This is a genomic window from Streptomyces sp. NPDC056128 (genome assembly GCF_042263835.1).
Lineage (GTDB): Bacteria > Actinomycetota > Actinomycetes > Streptomycetales > Streptomycetaceae > Streptomyces.
Genome location: NZ_JBHJVQ010000002.1, coordinates 292,788 through 317,016, shown reverse-complemented (window position 1 = coordinate 317,016; position 24,229 = coordinate 292,788). Strand labels below are relative to the sequence as shown.

General features: G+C 71.6%; 21 protein-coding genes. 6 read left to right on the top strand and 15 right to left on the bottom strand.

Going from position 1 to position 24,229, the window contains the following annotated elements; translation table 11 throughout:
- Window positions 1–104: 104 nt before the first annotated feature.
- The 6 genes from ACFC1X_RS05370 to ACFC1X_RS05345 form a co-directional block, all read right to left on the bottom strand.
- The gene (locus ACFC1X_RS05370; protein WP_376348959.1) at window positions 105–776 is read right to left on the bottom strand and encodes a histidine phosphatase family protein; all 672 of its coding nucleotides are present in this window, start codon (window positions 774–776) and stop codon (window positions 105–107) included.
- Window positions 773–1,219, bottom strand: coding sequence for a ribosome silencing factor (gene rsfS / locus ACFC1X_RS05365; RefSeq protein WP_234954597.1), 447 nt, complete (start codon window positions 1,217–1,219; stop codon window positions 773–775). The genes ACFC1X_RS05370 and rsfS overlap by 4 nt, the downstream gene beginning before the upstream one ends.
- A 106-nt stretch (window positions 1,220–1,325) precedes the next feature.
- Window positions 1,326–3,056, bottom strand: coding sequence for a LytR C-terminal domain-containing protein (locus tag ACFC1X_RS05360; protein WP_376348957.1), 1,731 nt, complete (start codon window positions 3,054–3,056; stop codon window positions 1,326–1,328).
- Window positions 3,057–3,072: 16 nt separating this feature from the next.
- Complete coding sequence (gene nadD, locus ACFC1X_RS05355) at window positions 3,073–3,768, bottom strand: nicotinate-nucleotide adenylyltransferase (protein WP_376348955.1); 696 nt, start codon at window positions 3,766–3,768, stop codon at window positions 3,073–3,075.
- A gap of 59 nt (window positions 3,769–3,827) precedes the next feature.
- Window positions 3,828–3,995 carry a hypothetical protein gene (locus tag ACFC1X_RS05350; RefSeq protein ID WP_125494020.1) on the bottom strand — a complete coding sequence of 56 codons (168 nt, stop codon included), beginning with the start codon at window positions 3,993–3,995 and terminating at the stop codon, window positions 3,828–3,830.
- Window positions 3,996–4,122: 127 nt separating this feature from the next.
- Window positions 4,123–4,284 (bottom strand): hypothetical protein, encoded by a 162-nt coding sequence (locus tag ACFC1X_RS05345; RefSeq protein ID WP_185832559.1) that lies wholly within the window; start codon window positions 4,282–4,284, stop codon window positions 4,123–4,125.
- 141 nt (window positions 4,285–4,425) lie between these two features.
- On the opposite strand from ACFC1X_RS05345, the gene ACFC1X_RS05340 reads away from it, so the two are divergent.
- Window positions 4,426–5,589 (top strand): M48 family metallopeptidase, encoded by a 1,164-nt coding sequence (locus ACFC1X_RS05340; RefSeq protein ID WP_376348953.1) that lies wholly within the window; start codon window positions 4,426–4,428, stop codon window positions 5,587–5,589.
- 15 nt (window positions 5,590–5,604) lie between these two features.
- On the opposite strand, the gene ACFC1X_RS05335 is transcribed toward ACFC1X_RS05340, so the two are convergent.
- The 5 genes from ACFC1X_RS05335 to proB all read right to left on the bottom strand — a co-directional run bounded on the left by ACFC1X_RS05335 (window position 5,605) and on the right by proB (window position 10,567).
- Window positions 5,605–6,675 carry a hypothetical protein gene (locus tag ACFC1X_RS05335; protein ID WP_376348952.1) on the bottom strand — a complete coding sequence of 357 codons (1,071 nt, stop codon included), beginning with the start codon at window positions 6,673–6,675 and terminating at the stop codon, window positions 5,605–5,607.
- Between the two features lie 84 nt (window positions 6,676–6,759).
- Window positions 6,760–7,329, bottom strand: coding sequence for a hypothetical protein (locus ACFC1X_RS05330; protein WP_376348950.1), 570 nt, complete (start codon window positions 7,327–7,329; stop codon window positions 6,760–6,762).
- A gap of 79 nt (window positions 7,330–7,408) precedes the next feature.
- Window positions 7,409–8,695: a glutamate-5-semialdehyde dehydrogenase gene (locus tag ACFC1X_RS05325; RefSeq protein ID WP_376348948.1), complete on the bottom strand. Its 1,287-nt coding sequence runs from the start codon at window positions 8,693–8,695 to the stop codon at window positions 7,409–7,411.
- 97 nt (window positions 8,696–8,792) lie between these two features.
- Complete coding sequence (locus tag ACFC1X_RS05320; protein WP_376348946.1) at window positions 8,793–9,326, bottom strand: hypothetical protein; 534 nt, start codon at window positions 9,324–9,326, stop codon at window positions 8,793–8,795.
- Between the two features lie 113 nt (window positions 9,327–9,439).
- A complete protein-coding gene (gene proB / locus ACFC1X_RS05315; protein WP_376348944.1) occupies window positions 9,440–10,567 on the bottom strand; it encodes a glutamate 5-kinase in 1,128 nt (375 codons plus the stop codon).
- Between the two features lie 187 nt (window positions 10,568–10,754).
- Here proB and ACFC1X_RS05310 point away from each other — a divergent pair, with 187 nt between their 5' ends.
- The gene (locus tag ACFC1X_RS05310; RefSeq protein ID WP_376348943.1) at window positions 10,755–12,929 is read left to right on the top strand and encodes a hypothetical protein; all 2,175 of its coding nucleotides are present in this window, start codon (window positions 10,755–10,757) and stop codon (window positions 12,927–12,929) included.
- 24 nt (window positions 12,930–12,953) lie between these two features.
- Here the strand turns inward: ACFC1X_RS05310 and galE are convergent, their stop codons facing one another.
- On the bottom strand, window positions 12,954–13,925 hold the full coding sequence (gene galE, locus ACFC1X_RS05305) for a UDP-glucose 4-epimerase GalE (protein WP_376348941.1): 972 nt from the start codon (window positions 13,923–13,925) through the stop codon (window positions 12,954–12,956).
- A 330-nt stretch (window positions 13,926–14,255) separates the two neighbouring features.
- Between galE and ACFC1X_RS05300 the strand changes: the two genes are divergently transcribed.
- The 4 genes from ACFC1X_RS05300 (at window position 14,256) to ACFC1X_RS05285 (ending at window position 21,917) form a co-directional block, all read left to right on the top strand.
- The gene (locus ACFC1X_RS05300; RefSeq protein ID WP_376348939.1) at window positions 14,256–16,502 is read left to right on the top strand and encodes a CDP-glycerol glycerophosphotransferase family protein; all 2,247 of its coding nucleotides are present in this window, start codon (window positions 14,256–14,258) and stop codon (window positions 16,500–16,502) included.
- 19 nt (window positions 16,503–16,521) lie between these two features.
- Window positions 16,522–19,398 carry a CDP-glycerol glycerophosphotransferase family protein gene (locus tag ACFC1X_RS05295; RefSeq protein ID WP_376348938.1) on the top strand — a complete coding sequence of 959 codons (2,877 nt, stop codon included), beginning with the start codon at window positions 16,522–16,524 and terminating at the stop codon, window positions 19,396–19,398.
- The gene (locus ACFC1X_RS05290) at window positions 19,395–20,540 is read left to right on the top strand and encodes a glycosyltransferase family 4 protein (protein ID WP_376348936.1); all 1,146 of its coding nucleotides are present in this window, start codon (window positions 19,395–19,397) and stop codon (window positions 20,538–20,540) included. The genes ACFC1X_RS05295 and ACFC1X_RS05290 overlap by 4 nt, the downstream gene beginning before the upstream one ends.
- 162 nt (window positions 20,541–20,702) lie before the next feature.
- Window positions 20,703–21,917, top strand: coding sequence for an acyltransferase family protein (locus ACFC1X_RS05285; protein WP_376348935.1), 1,215 nt, complete (start codon window positions 20,703–20,705; stop codon window positions 21,915–21,917).
- A gap of 68 nt (window positions 21,918–21,985) precedes the next feature.
- Here ACFC1X_RS05285 and obgE read toward each other — a convergent pair whose 3' ends face one another.
- The 3 genes from obgE to rplU form a co-directional block, all read right to left on the bottom strand.
- On the bottom strand, window positions 21,986–23,422 hold the full coding sequence (gene obgE, locus ACFC1X_RS05280) for a GTPase ObgE (RefSeq protein ID WP_376348933.1): 1,437 nt from the start codon (window positions 23,420–23,422) through the stop codon (window positions 21,986–21,988).
- A gap of 110 nt (window positions 23,423–23,532) precedes the next feature.
- Window positions 23,533–23,787, bottom strand: a complete 255-nt coding sequence (gene rpmA / locus ACFC1X_RS05275) for a 50S ribosomal protein L27 (protein WP_003976205.1) — start codon at window positions 23,785–23,787, stop codon at window positions 23,533–23,535.
- Window positions 23,788–23,801: 14 nt separating this feature from the next.
- Window positions 23,802–24,122, bottom strand: a complete 321-nt coding sequence (gene rplU, locus ACFC1X_RS05270; RefSeq protein ID WP_003976204.1) for a 50S ribosomal protein L21 — start codon at window positions 24,120–24,122, stop codon at window positions 23,802–23,804.
- Window positions 24,123–24,229 lie beyond the last annotated feature (107 nt).

Sequence of the window (24,229 nt, the reverse complement as noted above, 5' to 3'; positions counted from 1 at the left end):
GCCGCGTGTTCCTGTTCGCTCCGCTCGGCGGGGCGAACAAGAAGAACTTTAGCCTGTGGCCTGCCGGAAAGTGAAATCCGGGGACCGGGCCCGCCGGCCGCGGCTCAGTCGTCGTCGCCGAGCACCGGTTCCGGCAGCGTGCCGGCGTTGTGCTCCAGCAGTCGCCAGCCGCGCGCGCCCTCGCCCAGGACCGACCAGCAGCAGTTGGTCAGGCCGCCGAGGCTCTCCCAGCTGCGCGGGTCGAGGCCGAGCAGGCGGCCGATGGTGGTGCGGATGGTGCCGCCGTGGCTGACCACGACGAGGGTGCCGTCCTCGGGGAGCTTCTCGGCGTGCCGCAGGACCACGGGCGCGGCGCGGTCGGCGACCTCGGTCTCCAGCTCGCCGCCGCCGCGGCGCACGGGCTCGCCGCGCTTCCACGCCGTGTACTCCTCGCCGTGCCGGGCGATGATCTCGTCGTGGGTCAGCCCCTGCCAGACGCCCGCGTAGGTCTCCCGCAGGCCCTCCTCCAGGGTCACTTCGAGGCCGGTGAGGACGGACAGCTCGGCGGCCGTGTCCGCGGCCCGCACCAGGTCGGAGGCGACGATCGCGTCGGGCCTCAGGTGGATCAGCAGCTCGGCCGCGCGGCGGGCCTGGGCGACGCCGGTCGCGGTCAGCTCGACGTCCGTGCTGCCCTGGAAGCGGCGCTCCACGTTCCACGCGGTCTGGCCGTGCCGCCAGAGGATGACGCGCCGGCCGCGTCCCGGCCGGCCCGCCGCCACCTCGCCGGTGGCGCTCATCGCCAGTCCCCGTCGGTCTGCGTCGCCTCCTCGGCGGCCTGGAGCCTGGCGTGCTCCTCGGCCTTGCCGCGGGTCTCCTTGGCGTCGGCGGGCAGCTCCAGCTCGGGGCAGTCCTTCCACAGCCGCTCCAGGGCGTAGAAGACGCGCTCCTCGCTGTGCTGGACGTGGACGACGATGTCGACGTAGTCGAGCAGGACCCAGCGGGCCTCGCGGTCGCCTTCGCGGCGCACCGGCTTGGCGCCCAGTTCCTTGTTCAGCCGCTCCTCGATCTCGTCGACGATCGACTTGACCTGGCGGTCGTTGGGCGCGGAGGCCAGCAGGAAGGCGTCCGTGATCGACAGCACGTCGCTGACGTCGTAGGCGATGATGTCGTGCGCGAGCTTGTCGGCCGCGGCCTGGGCGGCGGTGCTGATGAGTTCGATGGAGCGGTCGGTCGCGGTCACTGCCTGGCTTTCGGGTCGGCGGTCGGTTGACCTCAAGGGTCTCACGACCGCCGACGGCGGCCCACGCGTTAACCGCGCCGCCGCCCCGCGAAGGGGCCCGTGGCTCCTACGACGCCGGTTCGTAGTCCTGGCCGAGCACCACCGAGACCCGCGCGTTCGCGGAGGTCTTCCCCTGGGCGACGGCGTCGGTGGGCAGGCCCAGGGTCTTGGCGACCTGGACGGCGTTCTCCTTGTCGGCGGCCTCGGCGTAGACGACCTCCGACTTCGCCTCGGTGCCGGAGGCGGTGCCGCCGGACAGGAAGGTGAAGCCGCCGTTCAGCAGGACGACGCGGGCCTTGCCGGTGCGGTCCTCGACGCCGGTGGCGTTGCGGACGGAGACGCTGACGGCCGCGTCCTTGTCGGGGCTCTTGGCGGTGCCGCCGAGGATGTCCTTGACGACGCTGTCGCTCGCCTCGGCGCTGAGCGAGCCGCCGTCCTCGACGGGCAGCAGCCGGGTCCTGAAGTCGCCGCCCTTGGCGAGGTCGGAGAGCCCGGCGAGGAAGGAGCCGAGGTCCTTCTCGGTCAGCGGCGGGTCGAGGATCAGCCCGAGGGTCTGGATGGTGGTCGTCGCGGCCTGCGGGTCGGAGGACAGCTTGCGCAGCACCCCCTGCATGACCTGCCCGAACCGCTGCAGCTGGGCGTCGGCCTGCTCGCCCGAGCCGCGGTGGGTGGCGTAGGCGACGGCCATCTTGCCGCTGAGGGTCTGGCCCTGGCCCTTGCGCACCAGGGGTGTGGCGCCCTTGTCCTTGGCCTCCGGGTCGGCGACGTCGGCGTTGGTGTCGACCTCGATGTTGCCGACCAGGTCGACGAGGATCTGGAGGTACGGGGTGTCCAGGCGCCAGGTGCCCTCGATGTCGGTGCCGAGGGAGGAGTCCAGGGCCGTCCGGGTGGCGTCGGGGCCCTCGTCGTCGACGGACTTGGCGAGCGTGGTGGTGCTGCCGTCGTCGCCGGTCAGGGCGAGGTCGTTGGGCACCAGGACGGCGGTGCCCTGCTTGGTGGTGGTGTTGTCGACGAGCAGCGCGGTGGAGGTGGCGCCGCCCTTGGTGTCGTGCAGGTGGACGGCGATCACGTCGCGCTTCTGGGCGCCCGCCGCCGTCGTACCGCCGGTCTTGTCGTCGGAGGAGCCCACGCCGGGGAGTTTTCCGGCGTACCAGAGGTAGCCGACGCCGCCGACCGCGACCAGGGCCAGGACGACGACCAGGGCGACGACACGCGTGCGTGCGCGCCGCCGGGCCTCCTCGCGGCGCTCGGTGCGGTTCTCCGTGAACTTCATCCAGTCGATGACGTCCTCGGAGCCGTCGGCCGGCTCCTCGACGAAGGCGAACTGCTCGGTCCGGTAGTCCCGGTCGCCGTCGGCGGGTGCGGAAGGCTGCGGTTCCTCGCGCGGACCCGCCTGCTGCGGGATGTGCGCGGTCTGCTCGGCGACCCGGGGCTGCGGCCCGCTGGTCGCGGCCTGGCCGTAGGGGTCGTACGGCTGCTGCGCGGCGGGCGGATAGCCGTAGGAGCCGTGGCCGGGCGTGGGGGGCTGCTGTCCGGTGTCGTAGCCGGTACCGGAGCCGTAGGGGTCGTACGGGTCGTAGGGCCGCTGGGCCGCCTGCCCGCCGTCCGCGGGGGCGTACTGGTCGTAGCCGTAGCCCTGCTGCCCGTACTGCTGACCCTGCTGCTGGTACGGGTCGTACTGCTGCTGCCCGCCGGGAGCGGCCTGGGCCTGGCGGTAGACCGGCCGGCCGTACTCGTCGTAGCCGACGAGTTCGTACGGGTCGTCGCCGCCGTATCCCGCGTCGTATCCGTCGTTCACCGGTGCCCCTCTCGGTTCACTCGCCGCGGTACAGCTGGCGTTTGTCGATGTAGCGCACGACTCCGTCCGGCACCAGATACCAGACGGGATCGCCCTTGGCGACTCTCGCACGGCAGTCCGTGGAGGAGATGGCGAGGGCCGGGACCTCGACGAGCGAGACGCCGCCCTTGGGGAGCCCGGCGTCCGTGAGGGTGTGGCCGGGCCGGGTGACGCCGATGAAGTGCGCCAGGGAGAACAGCTCCTCGCTGTCGCGCCAGGTGAGGATCTGGGCGAGGGCGTCGGCGCCGGTGATGAAGAACAGGTCCGCGTCCGGGTTGAGGGCGCGCAGGTCGCGCAGGGTGTCCACGGTGTAGGTGGGGCCGCCGCGGTCGATGTCGATGCGGCTCACGGAGAACTGCGGGTTCTCGACGGTCGCGACCACGGTCATCAGGTAGCGGTCCTCGGCCGCGGACACCGTGCGGTGGCTCTTCTGCCACGGCTGTCCGGTGGGGACGAACACCACCTCGTCGAGCTGGAACTGCGCGGCGACCTCGCTGGCCGCCACGAGGTGCCCGTGGTGGATCGGGTCGAAGGTGCCGCCCATGACGCCCAGACGGCGCTTGCCCGGCGACGACGGGCCGTTGCCCGGACCGGTGGCGCGGGCGGGCACCGCGTTCTGCGTGCCGCGCCCCGGCGTGTGCGCCGGGCCGGTAGGCGTGTCCTGCTCTCCCATGCGTGCAGACCCTACCGGCCCGCCCCGGGCACCCCGGCCGCCCCCACGGCCACGGGTGCTCAGCGGTCGCGGTTGAACCGGGTGGTGATCCACAGCAGGAGCATCAGGGCGATGAACGCGCCGATGCCGGTGACGTAGGGGCTGAGGCTCTCGTGGTTGCCGCTGTGCTCCTCGCCGCCCTCGGCGGCGAGGGTGGCGAACTGGGCGGCGCTGAGGGGAAGGCTCATCGGCAGGACCTATCCGGTGTGGGCGGGACAAGACGTCCGCTCATCGTATGCGGGCCGCTCACGGGCGATCACGCCGACTCCGCCGACGGTGCCGCGCGGGAGGGGTCCGGGGAACCTTCGGATCGCCTCAGTCGTCCTTCCGCTTGTACCCCCGCAGCAGGAACCACGCGGTCAGCACGCACCCCAGGACCATGACGATCAGGACGATCCGGAGCAGATTCCCCGGCCCCTGCTGCTCGGCGGCGGTCGCGGCCCCGGCGAGCCAGTCGGGGTGGGGGATGTGCTGCATGGCGTGGACTCCTTCGACGTACTGCCCGTCCACGGTATCTCCGCCTAGGCTGGGCCCGGCTCCGGGGGTGCGAAGGACCGCACAAGGGTTCGCAAAGGCCAGACACACGCACAGGCCACACACACGCACATGGGGGAAGACATGTCCGACGGCCATCAGGACAACGGGCACGAGCACGTGCCGAGCCGGCAGCGCAGGCGCTTCCCGGGGATCTCCTCGCGTGCGTACGAGCATCCGGCCGACCGCAGCGCCCTGGTGGCGCTGCGCAAGCTGAGCGGTTTCGACACGGTCTTCAAGGCGCTGAGCGGCCTGCTGCCCGAGCGGAGCCTGCGGCTGCTGTTCCTGTCCGACTCGGTGCGCGTCTCGGACCGGCAGTTCGCCCATCTGAACGTCATGCTGCGCGACGCCTGCTACATCCTGGACCTGGAGAAGGTCCCGCCGATGTACGTCAACCAGGACCCGGTGCCGAACGCGATGTGCATCGGCCTGGACGAGCCGATCATCGTCGTCACCACGGGCCTCGTCGAGCTGCTCGACGAGGAGGAGATGCGGGCGGTGGTCGGGCACGAGGTCGGGCACGCGCTGTCCGGGCACTCGGTCTACCGGACCATCCTGCTCTTCCTGACCTCCCTCGCCGTCCGGGTCGCCTGGATCCCGCTGGGCAACGTGGCGATCATGGCGATCGTGACCGCGCTGCGCGAGTGGTTCCGCAAGTCGGAGCTGTCCGCCGACCGCGCGGGTCTGCTGGTGGGCCAGGACATCCAGGCGTCCATGCGCGGCCTGATGAAGATCGCGGGCGGCAACCACCTGCACGAGATGAACGTGGACGCGTTCCTGGAGCAGGCCGACGAGTACGAGGCCGGGGGCGACCTGCGCGACTCCGTGCTGAAGATCCTCAACGTGCTGCCGCGCACCCATCCCTTCACCACGGTGCGGGCGGCCGAGCTGAAGAAGTGGGCGGCCTCCCGGGACTTCCAGCGGATCATGGACGGCCACTACCCGCGGCGCGACGAGGACAAGGACACCTCGGTCCGGGACTCCTTCCGGGAGTCGGCGTCCCACTACGCGACGCACGTGCGCGGCTCCAAGGACCCGCTGATGAAGCTGGTCAACGACATCGCGGGCGGCGCCGGTGACCTCGGCGACCGGATGCGGCGGGGCTTCGGCGGCTTCACGTCCTCCCAGCCGCGACCGCCCGGGGACGCGAACGGGTCCTCCGAGGGCCCGGCGGGCTCCGACGGGGGCCCGGCAGGCACCGACGGCCCGGAGAACCCGGACGACCGCCCGCCGCGCGACGGCGCCTGAGGCGGCGCGGGGGCGTCACACCTTGGGCTGGGCGCTCGCCGCGAGGGTCCCGCACAGGGCGGTGGCGTTGTCCGAAGTGTACGGGTCGGTGCCGGCGGGGGCGCCGGTCCTGGCCGTCTGGCCGGCGAGCAGCGGCCGCAGGTGGTTCGCCGAGTCCTCGGCGCAGGAGAGCGGCCCGGCCTGGACGTAGGAGGCGACCAGCTGCGTCTGGTGCAGCCGCAGGTCCTCCCGGTCGTAGCGGAAGGTCAGCTCGCGCCGGACGGTGAACAGCGACGTCCCGGCCCGCTGGTCACCGGCCGGCCGCAGCGCGTAGACCATGGTGTGGTCGGCGGCGACCTCCAGCGTGGACGCGTCGGTCTCCACGGCCCGCAGGCTGCCGTTCACCCGGATCTCGGAGTCGGCCAGCTCGGCCCGGCCGGGGTCGAAGCGCACCAGCCACCCGGTGGGCGCGTGCCGTCCGTCGGCGGTGGGCCGCTCGAAGCTCTCGTCGAACTGGTGGAGCTGGTCGGGGTCGAGCAGGACCCGCACCGAGCGCACCTCCCGGCCGCCGAGTACGTCCGGGTCCAGCGCCGAGCGGACGATGTAGTTCTTGGCGGTGGTCAGCGCGTTCAGCACCTGGTCCTCGGAGAAGTGCGCCGTGCGCCGGGCCCCCGGCAGCGGGACGCCCTCGGCGGCGGTGCGGAACTGCGCGGCGGGACTGTGCTCGTAGAGGAAGCCGGCGTCGTCGGCGCCGGGCACCCTGCCCTGGGGTGCGAGCGGGACGACCGTCATCCGCACCGGCTCGGCGGCCCGCTGGGCGGACGGGTTCTGGTACGGGTGCCGTACGCCCATGTAGATGGCGGTGCCGAAGGCGACGGCGATCAGGACGACGAGGACGAGCGCCTGCCGGGAGAGGCCGGCCCGGCGCAGCGGCGGGCGGCGGCGGACGGCGGGGGCGTGGTCGGTGATGCGTTCCTGGGCGGAGAACTCCTGGAGCCGGGCAGCGCGGACGAACGACTCGTCGAAGACGACGGATCGGTATTCGTCCTCTCCGCCGCCGGGGGCGCCCTCGGGCGTCCCTCCGGGCGGATCGCCAAGCCCTGCCATACCTTCAGGGTAGGTCGGCGGGAGGTCGCGTAAACGCGCCTGTGCAGGTCAAGTTGGGACAGCTTCGGGCCGCGGGACGGCAGGTCAGGGGCTGCTCGGAAGCACCGGGACGGCGGGCTGCGAGTAGTCGGCGGAGGCGGAGGGGGTCACGGTGCCGCCCTGCTCGGGGCCGGTCGACGCGGGTGGCGGCACCTGCTCTGTGCCGCTGCCCGAGGAGGCTCCCCGGTAGACGGCCACGAAGGCCAGTGCGACCATGCCCACGCCCATCACGAGGGCGAGTATCCAGGCGACGGGCCGGTGCCAGCGGACCTGCTTGCCGGACGCGGGAGGGGCGCCGTAGGGGCGGTCCAGGAGGTCGCGGTCGTCGTCCGGGTCGTCGAGGTCGGGATCATGGCCGAAATCGCCGTACCCGTCGTCGTAGCGCTCGCCTCTGGTGCGGCCGCGGCGGGCGGCTTCGGCCTCGGTGGCCTCGGCGCGGGCCTGCGCGGCGGCCAGGAGGCGCTCGACGGCGGTCGGCTCGTGCACCGCGGCCGCCCGTACGAAGGCCTCGTCGAAGACCACGGAGGCGAACTCTTCGTCCGACACCCCGCGGTCGTGTTCGTCGTCGGGCTCCCAGCCGTCGGGAAACGGCGTACCCCCCACGTCCTCCGGCACGGATCCAGAGTAGACCTGGGGGGTCGTTTTGGGCAGACGGCCGGGAAATTCGTCCGTTGGGTGGGATGCCCCGATCGTGTCAGCGCCGTACGTGCCCGTCGCCGGTGACGATGTACTTGGTGCTGGTCAGCTCGGGCAGCCCCATCGGGCCCCTGGCGTGCAGTTTCTGGGTGGAGATGCCGATCTCGGCGCCGAAGCCGAACTGGCCGCCGTCGGTGAAGCGGGTGGAGGCGTTCACCGCGACCGTGGTGGAGTCGACCAGCTGGGTGAAACGGCGGGCGGCCTGCTGCGAGGTGGTCACGATGGCCTCGGTGTGGCCGGAGGTCCACAGCCGGATGTGCTCGACGGCCTTGTCGAGGGAGTCGACGACCGCCGCGGCGATGTCGTACGACAGGTACTCCGTCTCCCAGTCCTCCGGGGTGGCCTCGACGGCCGTCACCTTGGAGTCCTCGGCGTACGCCATCACGCGCTCGTCGGCGTGCACGGTGACCCCGGCCTCCGCGAGGGCGTCCAGGGCGCGGGGCAGGAAGTCGGCGGCGATGTCCTGGTGGACCAGGAGGGTCTCGGCGGCGTTGCAGACGCCGACCCGCTGTGCCTTGGAGTTGACCAGGATGTCGACGGCCGTGTCGAGGTCGGCCCGCGCGTCGACGTAGACGTGGCAGTTGCCGGTGCCGGTCTCGATGACGGGGACGGTGGACTCCTGGACGACGGTGTTGATCAGCGAGGCGCCGCCGCGCGGGATGAGGACGTCGACCAGCCCGCGGGCCCGCATCAGCTCGCGCACGCTCTCGCGGCTCTCGCCGGGCACCAGCTGCACGGCGTCGGCGGGCAGCCCGGCCCCGCCCACGGCGTCGCGGACCACCCGGACCAGGGCGGTGTTGGACTGGTAGGCCGAGGAGGAGCCCCGCAGGAGGACCGCGTTGCCGGACTTCAGGCAGAGGGCGGCGGCGTCGACGGTCACGTTGGGCCGGCCCTCGTAGATGATGCCGACCACGCCGAGCGGCACCCGGACCTGGCGCAGGTCGATGCCGTTGGGAAGGGTGGAGCCGCGCACGACCTCGCCGACCGGGTCGGGCAGCGCGGCGACGTCGCGCACGTCGGAGGCGATGGCGCGGACCCGCTCCGGGGTCAGGGTGAGCCGGTCGATGAGGGCCTCGCTGGTCCCGGCGGCGCGGGCCTTGGCCACGTCCTGCGCGTTGGCCTCGACGATCTCGCTGGTCCGGACCTCCAGCGCGTCCGCGACGGCGAGCAGCGCGTCGTCCTTGACAGCCCGCGGCAACGGCGCGAGGTCGGCCGCGGCGGCCTTGGCCCGGTAGGCGGCCCGGGTGACCGGGGACATCGAGTCGTACGGCGAGAGCGTGGTCATGGGGGCAGCGTAGTAGGCGGGGCCAGGCCGTCCACCCGTCGTCCCAAACCCCGAGACATGCAACGGACGGTACGGAACCCCACCAAAACGGAACTCGCTAGAAGGGGTGCACCCCGACCGGCGTCGCCGGGGCCGGGCCGTACCCCGCCGCGATGCGCTGGTGGTAGGTGGCCCGGTCGATGACCTCCAGGCCGACGATCTCCCACGGCGGCAGTCCCGCGGTCTGCCGGTGCTCGCCCCACAGGCGCAGGGCGACGGCGGCGGCGTCGTGCAGGTCGCGGGCCTCCTCCCAGTACCGGATCTCCGCGTGGTCGTCGGCGTACCTGCTGGTCAGCAGGAAGGGATGGTCGTGCGCGAGCTGTTCGAGGGCGCGCCGCACCTCGGTGAGGGGCGCGCGGGCGCCGGAGACGCTGAGGGTGACGTGCCACAGGCGCGGGGTGTGCCCGGGGTCCTCGCCCCGGAACCGGTCGCCGGCCGCGACGCTGGTCAGGGCGCGTTCCTCGCCGGGTGCGCGGGCGCCGTTGCGGGCGCCGCCGGGACGGGCGCCCGTGCCGCCGCGGGAGGCGGTACCACCGCGGGACGCCGCAGGCCCAGGGCGCGCTCCGCTCACGACGGCCTCCTTCACACACACGGCTGGCCCGGCGGTCGGCCGGGTTCGTCCCTGAGGAAAGTTGAGCAGGCCGCGCGCGATCGCGGGGCGGTTTTGCGGAACGTCCACCGCCGATTCGGGGACGTTTCGACCTATTACGGGTGCAGGATCACCAGATCGTCCCTGTGTACGACCTCACGTTCGTACGCGGGTCCCAGCTCGCGGGCCAGCTCCCGGGTGGAGCGGCCGATCAGCCGCGGGATCTCCTTGGCGTCGAAGTTGACCAGGCCCCGCGCCACCGCCCGTCCGGCGCCGTCCCGCAGCTCGACGGGGTCGCCCGCGGCGAACTCGCCCTCGGCGCCGGCGATCCCGGCCGGGAGCAGCGACTTGCGGCCCTCGACGACCGCGCGCACCGCCCCTTCGTCGAGGATGAGCGCCCCGCGCGGGGTGGAGGCGTGCTGGAGCCAGAGCAGCCGGTCGGCGAAGCGCCTGCCGGTGGCGTGGAAGTAGGTGCCGGTGTCGCCGCCGGCCAGGGCGTCGGCGGCGTGGACCGCGCTGGTCAGCACCACCGGGATGCCGGCCGCGGCGGCGATCCGGGCCGCCTCGACCTTGGTGACCATGCCGCCGGTGCCGACCCCCGCCTTGCCGGCGCTGCCGATCTCGATCTCCGCGAGGTCGGCGGGGGCGTGCACCTCGGCGATCCGCGAGGTGCCGGGCCTGCTCGGGTCGCCGTCGTAGACGCCGTCCACGTCGGAGAGCAGGACCAGCAGGTCGGCCCGGACCAGGTGGGCGACGAGGGCGGCGAGCCGGTCGTTGTCGCCGAAGCGGATCTCGTCGGTGGCGACGGTGTCGTTCTCGTTGACGATCGGGAAGGCGCCCATCGCCAGCAGCTTGTCGAGGGTGCGGGAGGCGTTGCGGTGGTGCGCGCGGCGGCTCATGTCGTCGCTGGTCAGCAGCACCTGGCCGACGCGGACGCCGTAGCGGGCGAAGGAGGCGGTGTAGCGGGCGACCAGCAGGCCCTGGCCGACGCTGGCGGCGGCCTGCTGGCGGGCCAGGTCCCGGGGACGGCGGCGCAGGCCCAGCGGGGCGAGCCCCGCGGCGATGGCACCGGAGGAGACGAGGACGATCTCCCGCTCTCCCCCGCTGCGCACCTTGGCCAGAACGTCGACGAGCGCGTCGACCCGGTCGGCGTCCAGGCCGCCCGACGCGGTGGTCAGCGAGGAGGAGCCGACCTTGACGACGATCCTGCGGGCCTCGCCCACGGCCTGCCTTGCCCCTGCCACGGTTGCCGTCCGCCTCTCCCGTTCGACGCGCGCGAACCCCGCGCTCGCCAGGCAATCTACGCGAAGGGGCACCCGCCCCGCGCCGCGGTCCAGGCTGCGGACAGGGCGGCGGGGCACCTCCGCGCGGGGGTTGGCGTCAACACGCGCGTGTCGTCGGGAGGCCGCCCGGCGTTAACCCGGATGTCCGATGCGCGACAAGCCTGGAGCGACCGCAGTGCCCCTCTCTCTGCCCCGCCCCCGCCTCCCCCGCCCCTCCCGCCTCCGCCGCCGCCCGCGCCTGCCGGGCCGCCGGACCGTGGTGAAGCTGCTCGTCCTGGGCGTCCTGGCGGCCGCCTTCGCCGCCCAGGCGGTGGGCGCGCTGCTGCCGCATGTACCGCTGCTGCTCGCCGCGACCGCCGGTTCGCTGGCCGCCGAGGGGGTGCTGTACCGGTGGCAGCGGGGCATGGTGTCGCTGTTCGCCAAGTCGCACGCCGACGTCACGGTCCGGCACGTACTGCGGGACCTGCTGCTCGTGGTGGGGCTGCTGCGGCTCGGCGAGCAGGACCGGGAGGGGGTGTACGCCCCGCTGGTCGCCGCGCTGCTCGTCTTCTACGGGCTGCACTGGGCGCTCCAGGCGGTCTCCGTCCTGGTCCGCCGCACCCGGACGCTGCCCGTGGTGACCCGGAACATCGACGCCTCGGCGCTGCGGCTGACCCCGGCGCCCCCGCTGCTGCTGCGCCGCCCCGGGCACCGGCTGGCGGTCTTCGGGCTGCCGGCGTCGGGCGGGCTGCTGGCCACGGCGGCCACCGACGCGCCGGTGTGGGGCGCGGCGGGCCTCGGGCTCTCCCTCACGCTGGCGGTGGCCGGTCTGTGCGCGCTGCTGACGCGGCTGCTGCCGGGGCGCCGGCCCGCCGGTGAGCAGGAGGTGCTCGACTGGTTCGAGGCGTGGCTGGCGGAGTACCGGCCGACGGTCGGCCTGTACTTCTCGGGCGGGGCGTCCTCGGCGTACCAGGCGAACATGTGGCTGGAGCCGCTGGCGCGGCTGGAGGGGCGGCCGGTGATCGTGCTGCGGGAGCGGTTCATGGTGCAGCGGATCGCGGCGACCGACATCCCGGTGGTGTGCCTGCCGAAGGTGTCCACGCTGATGCGCCTGGAGCACTCCACCCTCCGGGTCCTCCTGCACCCCTCGAACTCCGGGAAGACCTCGCAGGTGCTGCGCATCCCCACCATCAAGCACGCCTTCGTCAACCACGGGGAGAGCGACAAGCTGTCCTCCTGCAACCCGTACGCGAAGGCGTACGACGAGGTGTGGGTGGCCGGTCCCGCGGCGCGCGAGCGGTACGCGCTGGCCGAGGTCGGCGTCGAGGACAAGGACGTGGTGGAGATCGGCCGCCCGCAGCTCGGCGCCGTACGGCCGCACGCGGGGCCGCCCGCGCCGGGAGCCTTCACGACCGTGCTGTACGCGCCGACCTGGGAGGGCTGGGACGGCAATCCGGGCAACACGTCGGTGGTCGAGGCGGGCGAGCACCTGGTCCGGGCGCTGCTCGCGGACCCGGCGGTACGGCTGCTGTACAAGCCGCATCCGCTGACGGGGTCGGTGGATCCGCGGGCCCGGGCGGCCGATCTGCGCGTCCGGGAGCTGGTGCGGGCGGCGAACCGGGAGCGGGGCGGGCCCCGCCCGGCGCCGTCGGCCTCCGCCGAGCTGGCCAAGCGGACGGCCGAGCTGGACCGGCTCACCGCGCCCGGTTTCCGGTCGGCCGCCGACCAGGCGGAGCGGATGCTGCGCGGTCCGGAGCCGGCGTCCGGGCGGGCGGAGGCGGTGGCGCGGGCGACGGCCGCCTGGGAGGAGGCGTACTGGGCGTCGCTGCCCGGGTGGGAGCACCAGGTGGTCACGGAGGCCCGGCCGCCGCTCTACTCCTGCTTCAACCGGGCGGACCTGCTGATCAGTGATGTCTCCAGCGTGATCAGCGACTTCCTGGCGAGCGGCAAGCCGTACGCGGTGGCCAACACCAGCGGGCTGGCCGAGGACGGGTTCCGCAAGTCGTTCCCGACGGTGGTGGCGGCGACCGTGCTGACGCCGGACGCGGCCGGGGTGCCGGACCTGCTGGACGCGGTCCGCCATCCGGAGCTGGACGAACTGGCCGGGGAACGCGCCGCGTTGGCCCTGCGGCTGCTGGGCCCGGCCGGGCCGCCGCCCCAGGAGCGCTTCGCGGCGGCCGTCCGGTCGCTGTGCACGGCGGCCGGGGAGCACCGGGCGCGCATGGCCGAGCGGCTCGCCACGGAGCTGCCGCTGCCCGGGCCGCGGCGCGGGCCCGCCCAGCGGCCCACGGCGTCGGCCGGCACCCCGCACGCCGGGCAGACGGAGCCGCGGGGCCGCGCCTGAGCGCCACCGCCGCGCGGCCGGATGTCAGCCGTGCCGGTGGCGCCAGCCCTGCCAGGCGGACTCGATCATGGCGTCCAGGTCGTGGCGGGCCGTCCAGCCCAGTTCCTCGTGGGCGCGGTCGGCGGAGGCGACGACGCGGGCCGGGTCACCGGGGCGGCGTCCGGTCACCTGCGGGGCGAGGTCCTGCCTGTCGGTGACCTTGAGGATGCGGTCAACCAGCTCCCGCACCGAGCTGCCCTCACCGCGGCCGATGTTGAGGGTGAGCGCCGTACCGTCCGGGGCGTCCGCCAGGCGCCGCGCGGCCGCGAGGTGGGCGGAGGCGATGTCCTCGACGTGGATGTAGTCCCGTACGCAGGTGCCGTCGGGGGTGGCGTAGTCGTCGCCGAAGACACGCGGGACGTCGCCCGCCTCCAGGCGCTCGAAGACCATGGGGACGAGGTTGAAGACACCGGAGTCGGACAGCTCGGGGGTAGCCGCGCCCGCGACGTTGAAGTAGCGCAGTGAGGCGGCGCGGATGCCGTGGGCCCGGGCGGCGGCGTTGATCAGCCACTCGCCGACCAGCTTCGTCTCGCCATAGGGGCTCATCGGCAGGCACGGGGTGTCCTCCGTGACGAGGTCCACATCGGGCATGCCGTAGACGGCGGCGGAGGAGGAGAAGACGAGGCGGCCGACACCGGTGGACGTCATGGCCTCCAGGAGGGTCGCCAGACCCGTGACGTTCTCCCGGTAGTAGTGCAGTGGCCGCTCGACCGATTCGCCGACCTGCTTCTTGGCCGCGATGTGCACCACGCCTGTCACAGCATGGTCACGAATCGCGCCTTCCAGCAGGGCTCCGTCGAGCACGCTGCCGACCACCAGCGGGACCCCGTCGGGCACCCGGTCGGCGCTGCCGGTGGACAGGTCGTCGTACACGACGACACGTTCACCGCCGTCGACCAGGGCGCGCACCACATGCGCGCCGATGTACCCGGCTCCGCCCGTGACCAGCCAGCTCATTTCTCATGCCTCCCAGATCTTTGTCACTGGGCTGCACACTCGTCGGTGGGCTGCGGAAAATCGAGTCGGGCACATCGGGGCAGAAACGAAGAAAGGTGCGGGTGGACCGAAGGTGAGCAAGGTCTCGCCCTCCCCGCACCGTGCCCACCGGGCATTCCGCCACGCCTTGCTCCGCCCGGTGCCCGGTCTCCCCCAGCCGGGCCACCGCGCCCACGGAAACTTCACGTGAATCCTTTACGCTGATGCGGCGGCGCGCCCGGGCCCACCGACGCTCGGAGCGCGTTCCGGTCCCAGCCCGCGCCCCTCCGCGACTCGGAACAGGTTGTAAGAATGCCCAAGCTCTCTCTCGTCATTCCCGTGTTCAAGGTGCAGGGATACCTGCCCGAATGTCTTGATTCCGTACTCGGTCAGGAATACACGGATTACGAGATCGTCGCGGTCGACGACTGTTCGCCGGACGGGTCGGGGGCCATTCTTGACGAGTATGCGAAGCGGGACCCCCGCGTCCATGTGATTCATCTCACGGAGAATGTCGGCCTGGGTCGCGCGCGGAACGCGGGGCTGGAACGGGCGCAGGGCGAGTACGTGCTCTTCCTCGACAGTGACGACACGCTGTCCGACGGTGCCCTGACGGCGATAGCCGAACGTCTCGAGGCCACCGGAAACCCCGAGGTGCTCGTCTACGACTACGCCCGCACCTACTGGGACGGCCGCGTCCGCCCGAATCTGCGAGCCGACGTCCTCGACGCCGAGGGCCCCGACGTCTTCTCCCTCGCCGAGCGTCCGGAACTGCTCGACCTGCTGCAGATCGTCTGGAACAAGGCCTACCGCCGCGACTTCATCACCCGGATCGGGCTGACCTTCCCGCCCGGGTACTACGAGGACGCGCCCTGGACGTTCTGCTCGATGATCAGTGCCGAGCGGATCGCCGTGCTGGGCCGTGTCTGCGTGCTCTACCGCCAGCGTCGCGAGGGCGGCAACATCCTCAAGACGGTCAGCCGCAAGCACTTCGACGTCTTCGACCAGTACCGCCGTGTCTTCGATTTCGTCGGCCGGCGCGACGAACTCGCCCAGTGGCACGCTCCGCTGTTCCGCAAGATGGTCGATCACTACCTGACCGTGCTGGAGCGTCCGGGCCGGTTGCCGCGGGACGCCCGTGCCGAGTTCTTCCACCGCGCCGCCGCCGACTACCGGGCGTATCTGCCGCTGGACTTCGAGCTGCCGGCCGGCCGTCGCCGCCACAAGTACACGATGCTGCAGCGCGACGCGTACCCCGCCATGGTGAGCGCACTGGCCGCCGTGCGGACCCGTCAGCGGGTGCAGAGCAAGACGCGTCGCGTGCTCAACCGTTCCAAGCGCAGCGCGATGGGCGTCTTCTACCGGTCGCAGCTGAGGCTGCCGCTGGACGAGAACCTGGCCGTGTTCTCCGCCTACTGGGGGCGCAGCGTGTCCTGCAACCCCGCTGCCATCGACGCCGAGCTGGGCCGCCTGGCTCCCCATGTGCGCCGGGTATGGGCGGTCCGGCCGGAAGCCGTGAAGCAGGTCCCCGAGGGCGTGGAATGCGTCCGCGTGGGGTCGCGGGAGTACTGGGCGGCCGTGGCCCGCGCCAAGTACCTCGTCAACAACGTGAATTTCGGGGACAGCGTGGTGAAGCGGGAGGGCCAGGTCCATGTACAGACCCATCACGGCACCCCGCTGAAGACGATGGGCCTGGACCAGCAGAAGTATCCGGCCTCCACCAACATGAGCTTCCGCAAGCTTCTGCAGCGCTGCGACCGCTGGGACTTCAGCCTCAGCTCCAACCGCTTCTCGTCGAGCGTGTGGGAGCGGGTGTACCCCTGTTCCTACACCTCGCTGGAGACCGGCTACCCGCGCAACGACATCCTTCTCCGGGCGACGGCCGAGGACGTGCGTGAGGCCCGGGAGGAGCTCGGCCTGAGTGAGGGCACCACCGCCTTCCTCTACACGCCGACGCACCGCGAGTACCAGAGCGGCTTCGTGCCCCGGCTCGACCTGGAGCAGCTCGCCGAACGGCTGGGGCCCGACGTCACCGTGCTGGTGCGCGGTCACTACTTCTACGGCGGCTCCGCACGTCTCGCCGAGCTGCGGTCCAGCGGACGCATCGTCGACGTGTCCGGTCATCCGTCGGTGGAGCGGCTGTACCTCGCCGCCGACGCCCTGATCACGGACTACTCGTCGGCGATGTTCGACTACGCCAACCTGAACCGCCCCATCGTGATCTTCGCCGACGACTGGGACACCTACTCCGTCGTCCGTGGAACGTACTTCGACGTGCTGCGGGAGGCGCCGGGAGCCGTCGCCACCACGCAGGAGGAGCTGAGCGAGCTGCTCTGCTCCGGCGAGTGGCGCGGCGACCGGGCCGCCGAGGCCCGGGCCCGGTTCCGGCGGCGTTTCTGTGATTTCGATGACGGTCGTGCATCCGAACGGGTGGTTCGACACGTCTTCTTGGGTGAACCGCTCGCGGAACTGCCGCCGATCGTGCCGCTGGACGAGCGGGTGCCTGCTCCACCGCCCGGCCCGGACGTCGCAGCGTCCGACCCGATATCCGTTCTTTGAGTCAGAGGTAGCTGCCGCTGTGTCCCAGCAAGACGACAGAACACCAGACGTAAGCGTCGTCGTCATCGTCTACAACGACGCCGACCGTCTTCCGACGGCGGTGCAGTCGGTTATCGACCAGACCCTTCACAACGTCGAGGTCATCGTCGCCGACGACCACTCCACCGACGGCTCGTTCGAGGTCGCGCAGCGGCTGGCGGCCGGCTCCGACCGGGTGCGCGCCATCCAGCTGGCGGAGAACAGCGGAGGCTGCGGCGAGCCACGCAACCAGGGCATAGCCATCGCCCGCGGTCGTTACGTCATGTTCCTCGACAGTGACGACACCCTGGAGGTCAACGCCTGTCGCAACATGCTGGAGGCCGCCGAGCGCACGGGCGCCGATCTCGTCTCCGGCCTCTGCCTGCGCGTGCACACCGACAGCCGGTCGGGCAAGACGGCCAAGTGGTACCAGTGGCTCTACCGGCAGACCCGTACCTTCGATTCGGTCGCCGAGATACCGGACCTGCTGGTCTTCGACACCCTGTCGACCAACAAGTGCTACCGGCGCGAGTTCCTCGTCGAGAGCGGACTGACCTTCCCGCGCGGCATCCACTACGAGGACCTGCTCTTCTCCGCGCAGGCGTACCTGGCCGCGTCCCGGATCACGCTCATCCCCAACACGGTCTACCACTGGAACGTCGTCGAGAAGACCGAAGAGAAGTCGATCAGCAACCGGCGACACGAGATCAACAACTTCGCCGACCGGCTGGAGATCCACCGCAGGATCGACCGCATCCTCGCCGAAGAGGGCCACGACGAGCTCAAGCTCCACAAGGACACCAAGTTCCTCAAGCACGACCTGGTCCTCTACCTCCGGGACCTGCCCTTCCTGGACGACGAGTACCGGCACCACTTCGCGGAGATGGCCCGCAGCTACATCCAGGACTTCCCCGACGAGGCGTACGCCGAGCTGTCCCCGATCCACCGGCTCTGCGCCTACCTGCTGCTGCGTGAGGACTGGGAACACCTCATGCCCGCCATCGACACGCTCATCAACAAGAGCAAGGTCTCCAGCCCGCTGCTGGAGCGCGACGGCCGGGTCTACTGGTGCGCCGAGCACCTCGACGACCCGATGGGCCGCACCATCCTCGACGTGACCGACCTCGGCTACCACGCCAAGCCGGTGCAGCGTCTCAACCTGCGCAACGCGGTGACCCGGTACGCGGAGAACTCCACGGGGGTCGTCCTCGCCGGCGCCCTGGTCAACCCGCTGGGAGTGATCGCTCCCGAGGCGGTCCTCGAGGGCGAACTGGAGTTCCGCGCCCGCCGCAAGAGCCTGCAGTCGTTCCGCTTCCCGGTGTCGGAGATCCGGCACGAGGGCGACTCCCTGACCTGGCAGACCACGGTCGCGCTGGCGACCAGGCTGCGCCCCGTGGGCCTCGTCGACGACGTGTGGGACGTCCGCCTGCACCTCGTGGTCGACGGCGAGCGCACCACGAGCCGGCTCACCGTCGGGCGCACGGACCTGGAGGGCGCCGGCGCGATCCGGATCCGGCCGAGACTGGGCCGGATGATGGCCGACCGGATCCTCCCGCACGCCTCGGCCAACGGGCACCTCGCCTTCCGGCTGACCCAGCACAGCCGGCTGGCACAGCGCACCTCGTCGCTGGTCCAGCGCAACATCCAGAGCCCTCCGGCGCGCATGGCGAAGAAGATGGTGCGCAAGGTCGCCAAGGTGCGCAAGGACCTGAACTCCGGTCCGCGCAAGATCGAGACCTTCGAGCGCATGATCCGGATCCTGCCCGTGCGCAAGGGCACCGTGGTCTTCGAGAGCCACCTCGGCAAGCAGTACAGCGACAGCCCGCGCGCCATCTACGAGGAGCTGCGCCGGCGTGGTGTGCCGATCAAGGCGATCTGGTCATACGCGGGCAACCGTCCCACCGGCTTCCCCGAGGAGGTCGAGCTGGTGCGCCGCTGGTCCTGGCCGTACCTGAGGGCACTGGCGCAGGCCGAGTTCTGGATCGACAACCAGGGCTTCCCGCTGAAGCTGCCCAAGCGTGCGGAGACCACCTACATCCAGACCTGGCACGGCTCCGCCCTCAAGCGCATGGGCTTCGACGAGCCGAACTACCGGATCATGCCCGAGCACGAGCAGCGGGCCTACCAGCGGGCCATCGACCGCTTCGACCACTTCGTGGTCCGTGGTGAGCACGACGAGAAGACGCTGGCCCGGGCGTACCGGATACCCGAGGAACGGCTGCTGCGCACGGGGTACCCGCGCAACGACGCCCTGGTGCGTGCCCGCGACTCGGCGACCACCGACCCGGCGGCGCAGGAGCTTGCCGAACGGCTGGGCATCCGGCGGGACCTCCCCGTCGTGCTGTACGCCCCGACCTTCCGGGCGCAGGCGAACGGCAAGGTCCGCAAGTTCGAGTTCCCCTTCGACGTCGAGGAGTTCGCGGACCGCTTCGGCGACCGTTTCACGCTGCTGATCCGCACGCACTACCTGAACAACGTCACGCTGCCGCCGTCGGTGGCCGGCCGGGTCGTCAACGTCAGCGAGGAACCGGACATCACCCCCGTCCTGCTGCTCGCGGACACGATGGTCACCGACTACTCCTCCGTGATGTTCGACTACGCCCTGCTCCAGCGGCCGATGGTCTTCTTCACCTACGACTGGGACGAGTACGCGCAGAACAGCCGCGGCACCTACTTCGACCTGTCGGAGAAGGCCCCCGGCCCGGTGGCCGAGACGGCGGAGGAGCTCTTCGAGGTGCTGTCCGACCTCGACGCGCTCGCGTCCGGATGCGAGGGCCCGGTCAAGGAATTCATGACGCAGTACGGCGAGTACGACCGCGGCGACGCGGCCGCGCAGATCGTCGACCGCTTCTTCGGCTCCGAGGGAGCAGCCCGATGACACAGCGCGACATCATCTTCGTGGCCAACGAGGTCAACGAACTCGGCGGCGTCGCCCGCTGGCAGGCTCTGATGGCCCAGCTGCTCGCCGAGCGCGGACACCGCGTGACCATCGTGGGCATCGCGCCGCCCGAGGTGCCGATGGACCTCGGGGAGGACCCGCCCTTCACCACGGTGACGCTCTACGACCGGCGCCCGCCCGGTCCGTGGCAGGCCAAGAACCTCCGCGACCGGGCCAACATCGCGGCTCGGCGCCGCGAGGCGGCCCGGGAAGCGGGCATGCGGGAGGCGGCGGAACGGCTGTCCCGGCTCTTCCGGTCCGCCGGTCCCGGCGCCATGATCGTCGTGACCCAGGTCTGGGCGATGGAGTGGGTGGCCGCCGCCGACACGGCCGGTCACCCGGTCATCGGCATGAGCCACGAGTCCTACGAGTACTCGAAGGGCTCCTCGCGTTTCCAGCGTGTCCAGCGCTACTACAAGGACATCGACCGGCTTCTCCTGCTCACCCAGGAGGACGCGGACCTCTGGGTCGGCCGCGGCCTGAACAACGTGGGGTTCATGCCCAACCCCCTGCCGATGATGCCGGAGGTCCCGTCCGCGCGTACCGAGAAGGTCGTCGCGAGCATCGGCCGCCTCGGTCATCAGAAGGGCATCGACATGCTCCTGGACACGTGGGCCGACACGGCGCCCAAGCACCCCGGGTGGCGCCTGCGCATCTACGGTTCCGGTCCCGACGAGAGCGCGCTGAAGGAGCAGTGCACTCGTCTGGGGCTGGACGACTCGGTGGAGTGGGCCGGCCAGACGGACGACGTGGTGGGCGCGCTGCACGGTGCCTCGGTGTTCGTCCAGTCCTCCCGCGGCGAGGGCTTCCCGCTGGCGCTGCTGGAGGCCATGGCGTGTGCCGTGCCCTGCGCGGCCTTCGACTGTGCTCCGGGTGTCCGCCAGATCGTCCAGGACGAGGAGGACGGTCTCCTCGCCCGGCCGGGCAACACCATGGAGCTCGCGCGTCAGCTGGGGCGGCTCATGGAGGACGACGAGCTGCGGGACACCATGGGCGAGAAGGCGCGTGAGAACGTGCAGCGTTACTCGCCCTCGGCCATCACGGACCAGTGGGAAGAGCTGTTCACCTTCCTGGAACGGTGAGTCCCGGACCCCGCCGACGGTGACGGCGCGGGCCGCCGAACGGCCCGCGCCCGCCGTACGTGCTGGAAAGTTCTACAACCATTCCCTGGGCCGGTCGGTCATGGAAGCGCGATCGCGCCGGGGACCTCACGCACCTCGGCATGCCACCGGAAAGGCAGATGAATGCGCCAGACGGACCAGCACCCACCGGCGGACAGCCCCACCGTGGAGCTGGGGGTGTCCGCGGTCGTCCCGCAAGCGCCGTCGCCGCAGCCGGCCGCGGAGGTGCCGGTGGCGGACGCCGGACCGGTGGTCCGCAAGAACCGGCTCGCCGCCCTGGACGGGCTGCGCTTCCTGGCGGCGCTCGCGGTGGTCCTCTTCCACTTCGTCGGCCAGACGCCGGGGGCGATGGAATTCGTGTGGGGCCGCCCGGTGGACACCCTGTTCCCGGACGCGCACCGTTACTTCGCCTTCGGCCGGCTCGGTGTCGACCTGTTCTTCCTCATCAGCGGCTTCGTGATCTGCATGAGCGCGTGGGGCCGCACCCCCCGCGACTTCTTCATCTCGCGGGTCACCCGGCTGTACCCGATGTACTGGGTGGCGATCGTGGTGTCGGCCGGCGTGATCTACCTCTTCGACACGCCGTTCGGGCATCCCAACCCCCGGGTGCTCTTCGCGAACTTCACGATGCTGCAGACCCCGCTCGGCGTCGACAACCTCGACTCGGTCTACTGGACGCTCTGGCCGGAGCTCTGCTTCTACCTCACCTTCGCGGTGGTGGTGTGGAAGGGGCTGACCTACCAGCGGGTGGTGATCTTCTGCGGGCTGTGGACGGTCGCCGCGGTGCTGGCGCCCAGCGCCGGGATCCCGCTGCTGACGCTGCTGGTCAATCCGACGTCCGCGCCGTTCTTCATCGCGGGCATGGCCTTCTACCTGATGTACCGCTACCGGCCGACACCGCTGCTGTGGGGCATCGTGGCCATGTCCTGGCTGCTGGCGCTGCACTTCCTGCTGGCCCCGCACGGCGGGCGCAACAACTGGGAGACCTGGTCGCCGTGGCGTGGCTGGCTGATCCTCTCGACCACGGTGTTCTTCCTGCTGATCGCCGCGATCGCGCTCGGCTGGACCACCTGGATCCGCGGACGCTGGCTGACCGTCGCCGGCACGCTGACCTTCCCGCTGTACCTGCTGCACGACGTCCTCGGGGTGACGGTGGTGCACCACTTCAGCGGCCGCGTGGACCCCTGGGCCCTGGTGGGGATGACCGCCGGCGGCCTCATCGTGCTCTCGTACTTCGTCCAGCGCTTCGTCGAGCGTCCGATCGCGGTCGCCATGCGACGGCGCCTGAGCAGCGCCGAGTTCGGCCTGAAGGCGCCGGCCCCGCGGCAACGGTCGTGACCTGCCCGCGGCGGCCGGGTCAGCGTACGAGGACGCCGACCCGGCCGTAGTTCAGGGCAGCGGGACGCTCAGAACGGCTCGAATCCGTCGAACTCCCGCTCCGCGTCGTCCCGTTCGGCATCCCGGTCGCGGCGGCGCTGGGCGGCCGGACGGGGCGCCTCGAAGCGGTGGTCCTCGCCGCGGCGGCCGAGCATCTCGGCGCCGGCCGTCACCGACGGCTCCCAGTCGAAGACGACCGCGTTGTCCTCGGGGCCGATCGCCACACCGTCGCCGTTGCGGGCGCCGGCCTTCATCAGCCGGTCCTCGACACCGAGGCGGTTGAGCCGGTCGGAGAGGTAGCCGACGGCCTCGTCGTTGTTGAAGTCGGTCTGGCGCACCCAGCGTTCGGGCTTCTCGCCGCGCACCCGGAACAGGCCGTCCTCCTCGCGGGTGACGGTGAAGCCGGCGTCGTCCACGGCCTTGGGCCGGATGACGATCCGCGTGGCCTCCTCCTTGGGCCGGGCGGCACGCGCCCCGGCCACCAGCTCGGCCAGCGCGAAGGACAGCTCACGCAGGCCCATGTGGGCCACCGCGGACGCCTCGAAGACGCGGTAGCCGCGCTCCTCCAGGTCCGGGCGGACCATCTCGGCGAGGTCCTTGCCGTCGGGTACGTCGATCTTGTTGAGGACGACGATCCGGGGCCGGTTGTCCAGGCCGCCGTACTCGCGCAGCTCGGCCTCGATGACGTCCAGGTCGGAGAGCGGGTCGCGCTCGGACTCCAGCGTCGCCGTGTCCAGGACGTGCACCAGCACGCTGCACCGCTCCACGTGCCGCAGGAACTCCAGGCCGAGGCCCTTGCCCTGGCTGGCGCCGGGGATGAGGCCGGGGACGTCCGCGATGGTGTAGACGGTCTCGCCGGCCGTCACCACGCCCAGGTTCGGGACGAGCGTCGTGAAGGGGTAGTCGGCGATCTTCGGCTTGGCCGCGCTCAGTACGGAGATCAGCGAGGACTTGCCGGCGCTCGGGTAGCCGACCAGCGCCACGTCGGCGACGGTCTTCAGCTCCAGGTGGATGTCCTGGAGGTCGCCGGGCTCGCCGAGCAGCGCGAAGCCGGGCGCCTTGCGCCGCGCGGAGGCCAGCGCCGCGTTGCCGAGGCCGCCCCGGCCGCCCTGCGCGGCGACGTAGGAGGTGCCGTGGCCGACCAGGTCGGCGAGGACGTTGCCCTCCTTGTCGAGGACCACGGTGCCGTCGGGCACGGGCAGGACCAGGTCCTGGCCGTCCTTGCCGGAGCGGTTGCCGCCCTCGCCGGGCTTGCCGTTGGTGGCCTTGCGGTGCGGCGAGTGGTGGTAGTCGAGGAGCGTGGTCACGGACTGGTCCACGGTGAGGATGACGTCGCCGCCCCGGCCGCCGTTGCCGCCGTCCGGGCCGCCGAGCGGCTTGAACTTCTCACGGTGGACGGAGGCACAGCCGTGGCCTCCGTTACCCGCGGCGACGTGCAGCTCGACGCGGTCCACGAAGGTGGTCATGGGATGTGCCTCCAGTTACTGCTTACTGCGGGGATGTCTCTTGGATAACACGCGAAAGGCGGACCCGCTTCCCCTCGGGGAAGTGAGGCCCGCCTCGCGAAAGTGTCCGGTCAGGCGACCGGGACGATGTTCACGACCTTGCGGCCACGGTGGGTGCCGAACTGCACCGCACCGGCCTGCAGGGCGAACAGCGTGTCGTCGCCGCCACGGCCGACGCCGGCGCCCGGGTGGAAGTGGGTGCCGCGCTGACGGACCAGGATCTCACCCGCGTTGACGGCCTGACCGCCGAAGCGCTTCACGCCGAGCCGCTGGGCATTCGAGTCGCGACCGTTCCGGGTGGACGATGCGCCCTTCTTGTGTGCCATGTCTCCTCAGTCCCTTACTTCGCAGCCGCGGGGATCTCAGTGACCTTGATCGCCGTGTACTGCTGGCGGTGGCCCTGACGACGGCGGTAGCCGGTCTTGTTCTTGTAGCGCAGAATGTCGATCTTCTGGCCCTTGTGGTGGTCCACGATCTCGGCCTGGACCTTGATGCCGGCCAGCACCCACGGGTCGCTGGTCACAGCGTCGCCGTCGACGACGAGCAGGGTCGAGAGCTCGACCGTGTCGCCGACCTTGCCGGTGGAAATCTTGTCAACCTCAACGATGTCGCCGACAGCAACCTTGTGCTGGCGACCACCGCTGCGCACGATGGCGTACACGCGGATCTCACTCTCTCGCTCGGGAACGGCACCCCCGCAGTCCAGCCACCCGGTGACACACGGACAGCCTCTCCCGGCCGGGGCCCGCGAAGGGCCCGTACCCGGAA

What these genes read in the sequence shown, in the direction of transcription:
- ACFC1X_RS05290 (WP_376348936.1), top strand. Translation starts at nt 19,395, where the DNA reads ATGACACAGCGCGACATCATCTTCGTGGCCAACGAGGTCAACGAACTC.
- rpmA (WP_003976205.1), bottom strand. Translation starts at nt 23,787, where the DNA reads ATGGCACACAAGAAGGGCGCATCGTCCACCCGGAACGGTCGCGACTCG.
- ACFC1X_RS05370 (WP_376348959.1), bottom strand. Translation starts at nt 776, where the DNA reads ATGAGCGCCACCGGCGAGGTGGCGGCGGGCCGGCCGGGACGCGGCCGG.
- ACFC1X_RS05300 (WP_376348939.1), top strand. Translation starts at nt 14,256, where the DNA reads ATGCCCAAGCTCTCTCTCGTCATTCCCGTGTTCAAGGTGCAGGGATAC.
- ACFC1X_RS05325 (WP_376348948.1), bottom strand. Translation starts at nt 8,695, where the DNA reads ATGACCACGCTCTCGCCGTACGACTCGATGTCCCCGGTCACCCGGGCC.
- ACFC1X_RS05310 (WP_376348943.1), top strand. Translation starts at nt 10,755, where the DNA reads ATGCGCGACAAGCCTGGAGCGACCGCAGTGCCCCTCTCTCTGCCCCGC.
- galE (WP_376348941.1), bottom strand. Translation starts at nt 13,925, where the DNA reads ATGAGCTGGCTGGTCACGGGCGGAGCCGGGTACATCGGCGCGCATGTG.
- obgE (WP_376348933.1), bottom strand. Translation starts at nt 23,422, where the DNA reads ATGACCACCTTCGTGGACCGCGTCGAGCTGCACGTCGCCGCGGGTAAC.
- ACFC1X_RS05340 (WP_376348953.1), top strand. Translation starts at nt 4,426, where the DNA reads ATGTCCGACGGCCATCAGGACAACGGGCACGAGCACGTGCCGAGCCGG.
- ACFC1X_RS05350 (WP_125494020.1), bottom strand. Translation starts at nt 3,995, where the DNA reads ATGAGCCTTCCCCTCAGCGCCGCCCAGTTCGCCACCCTCGCCGCCGAG.
- ACFC1X_RS05285 (WP_376348935.1), top strand. Translation starts at nt 20,703, where the DNA reads ATGCGCCAGACGGACCAGCACCCACCGGCGGACAGCCCCACCGTGGAG.
- nadD (WP_376348955.1), bottom strand. Translation starts at nt 3,768, where the DNA reads ATGGGAGAGCAGGACACGCCTACCGGCCCGGCGCACACGCCGGGGCGC.
- ACFC1X_RS05335 (WP_376348952.1), bottom strand. Translation starts at nt 6,675, where the DNA reads ATGGCAGGGCTTGGCGATCCGCCCGGAGGGACGCCCGAGGGCGCCCCC.
- ACFC1X_RS05345 (WP_185832559.1), bottom strand. Translation starts at nt 4,284, where the DNA reads ATGCAGCACATCCCCCACCCCGACTGGCTCGCCGGGGCCGCGACCGCC.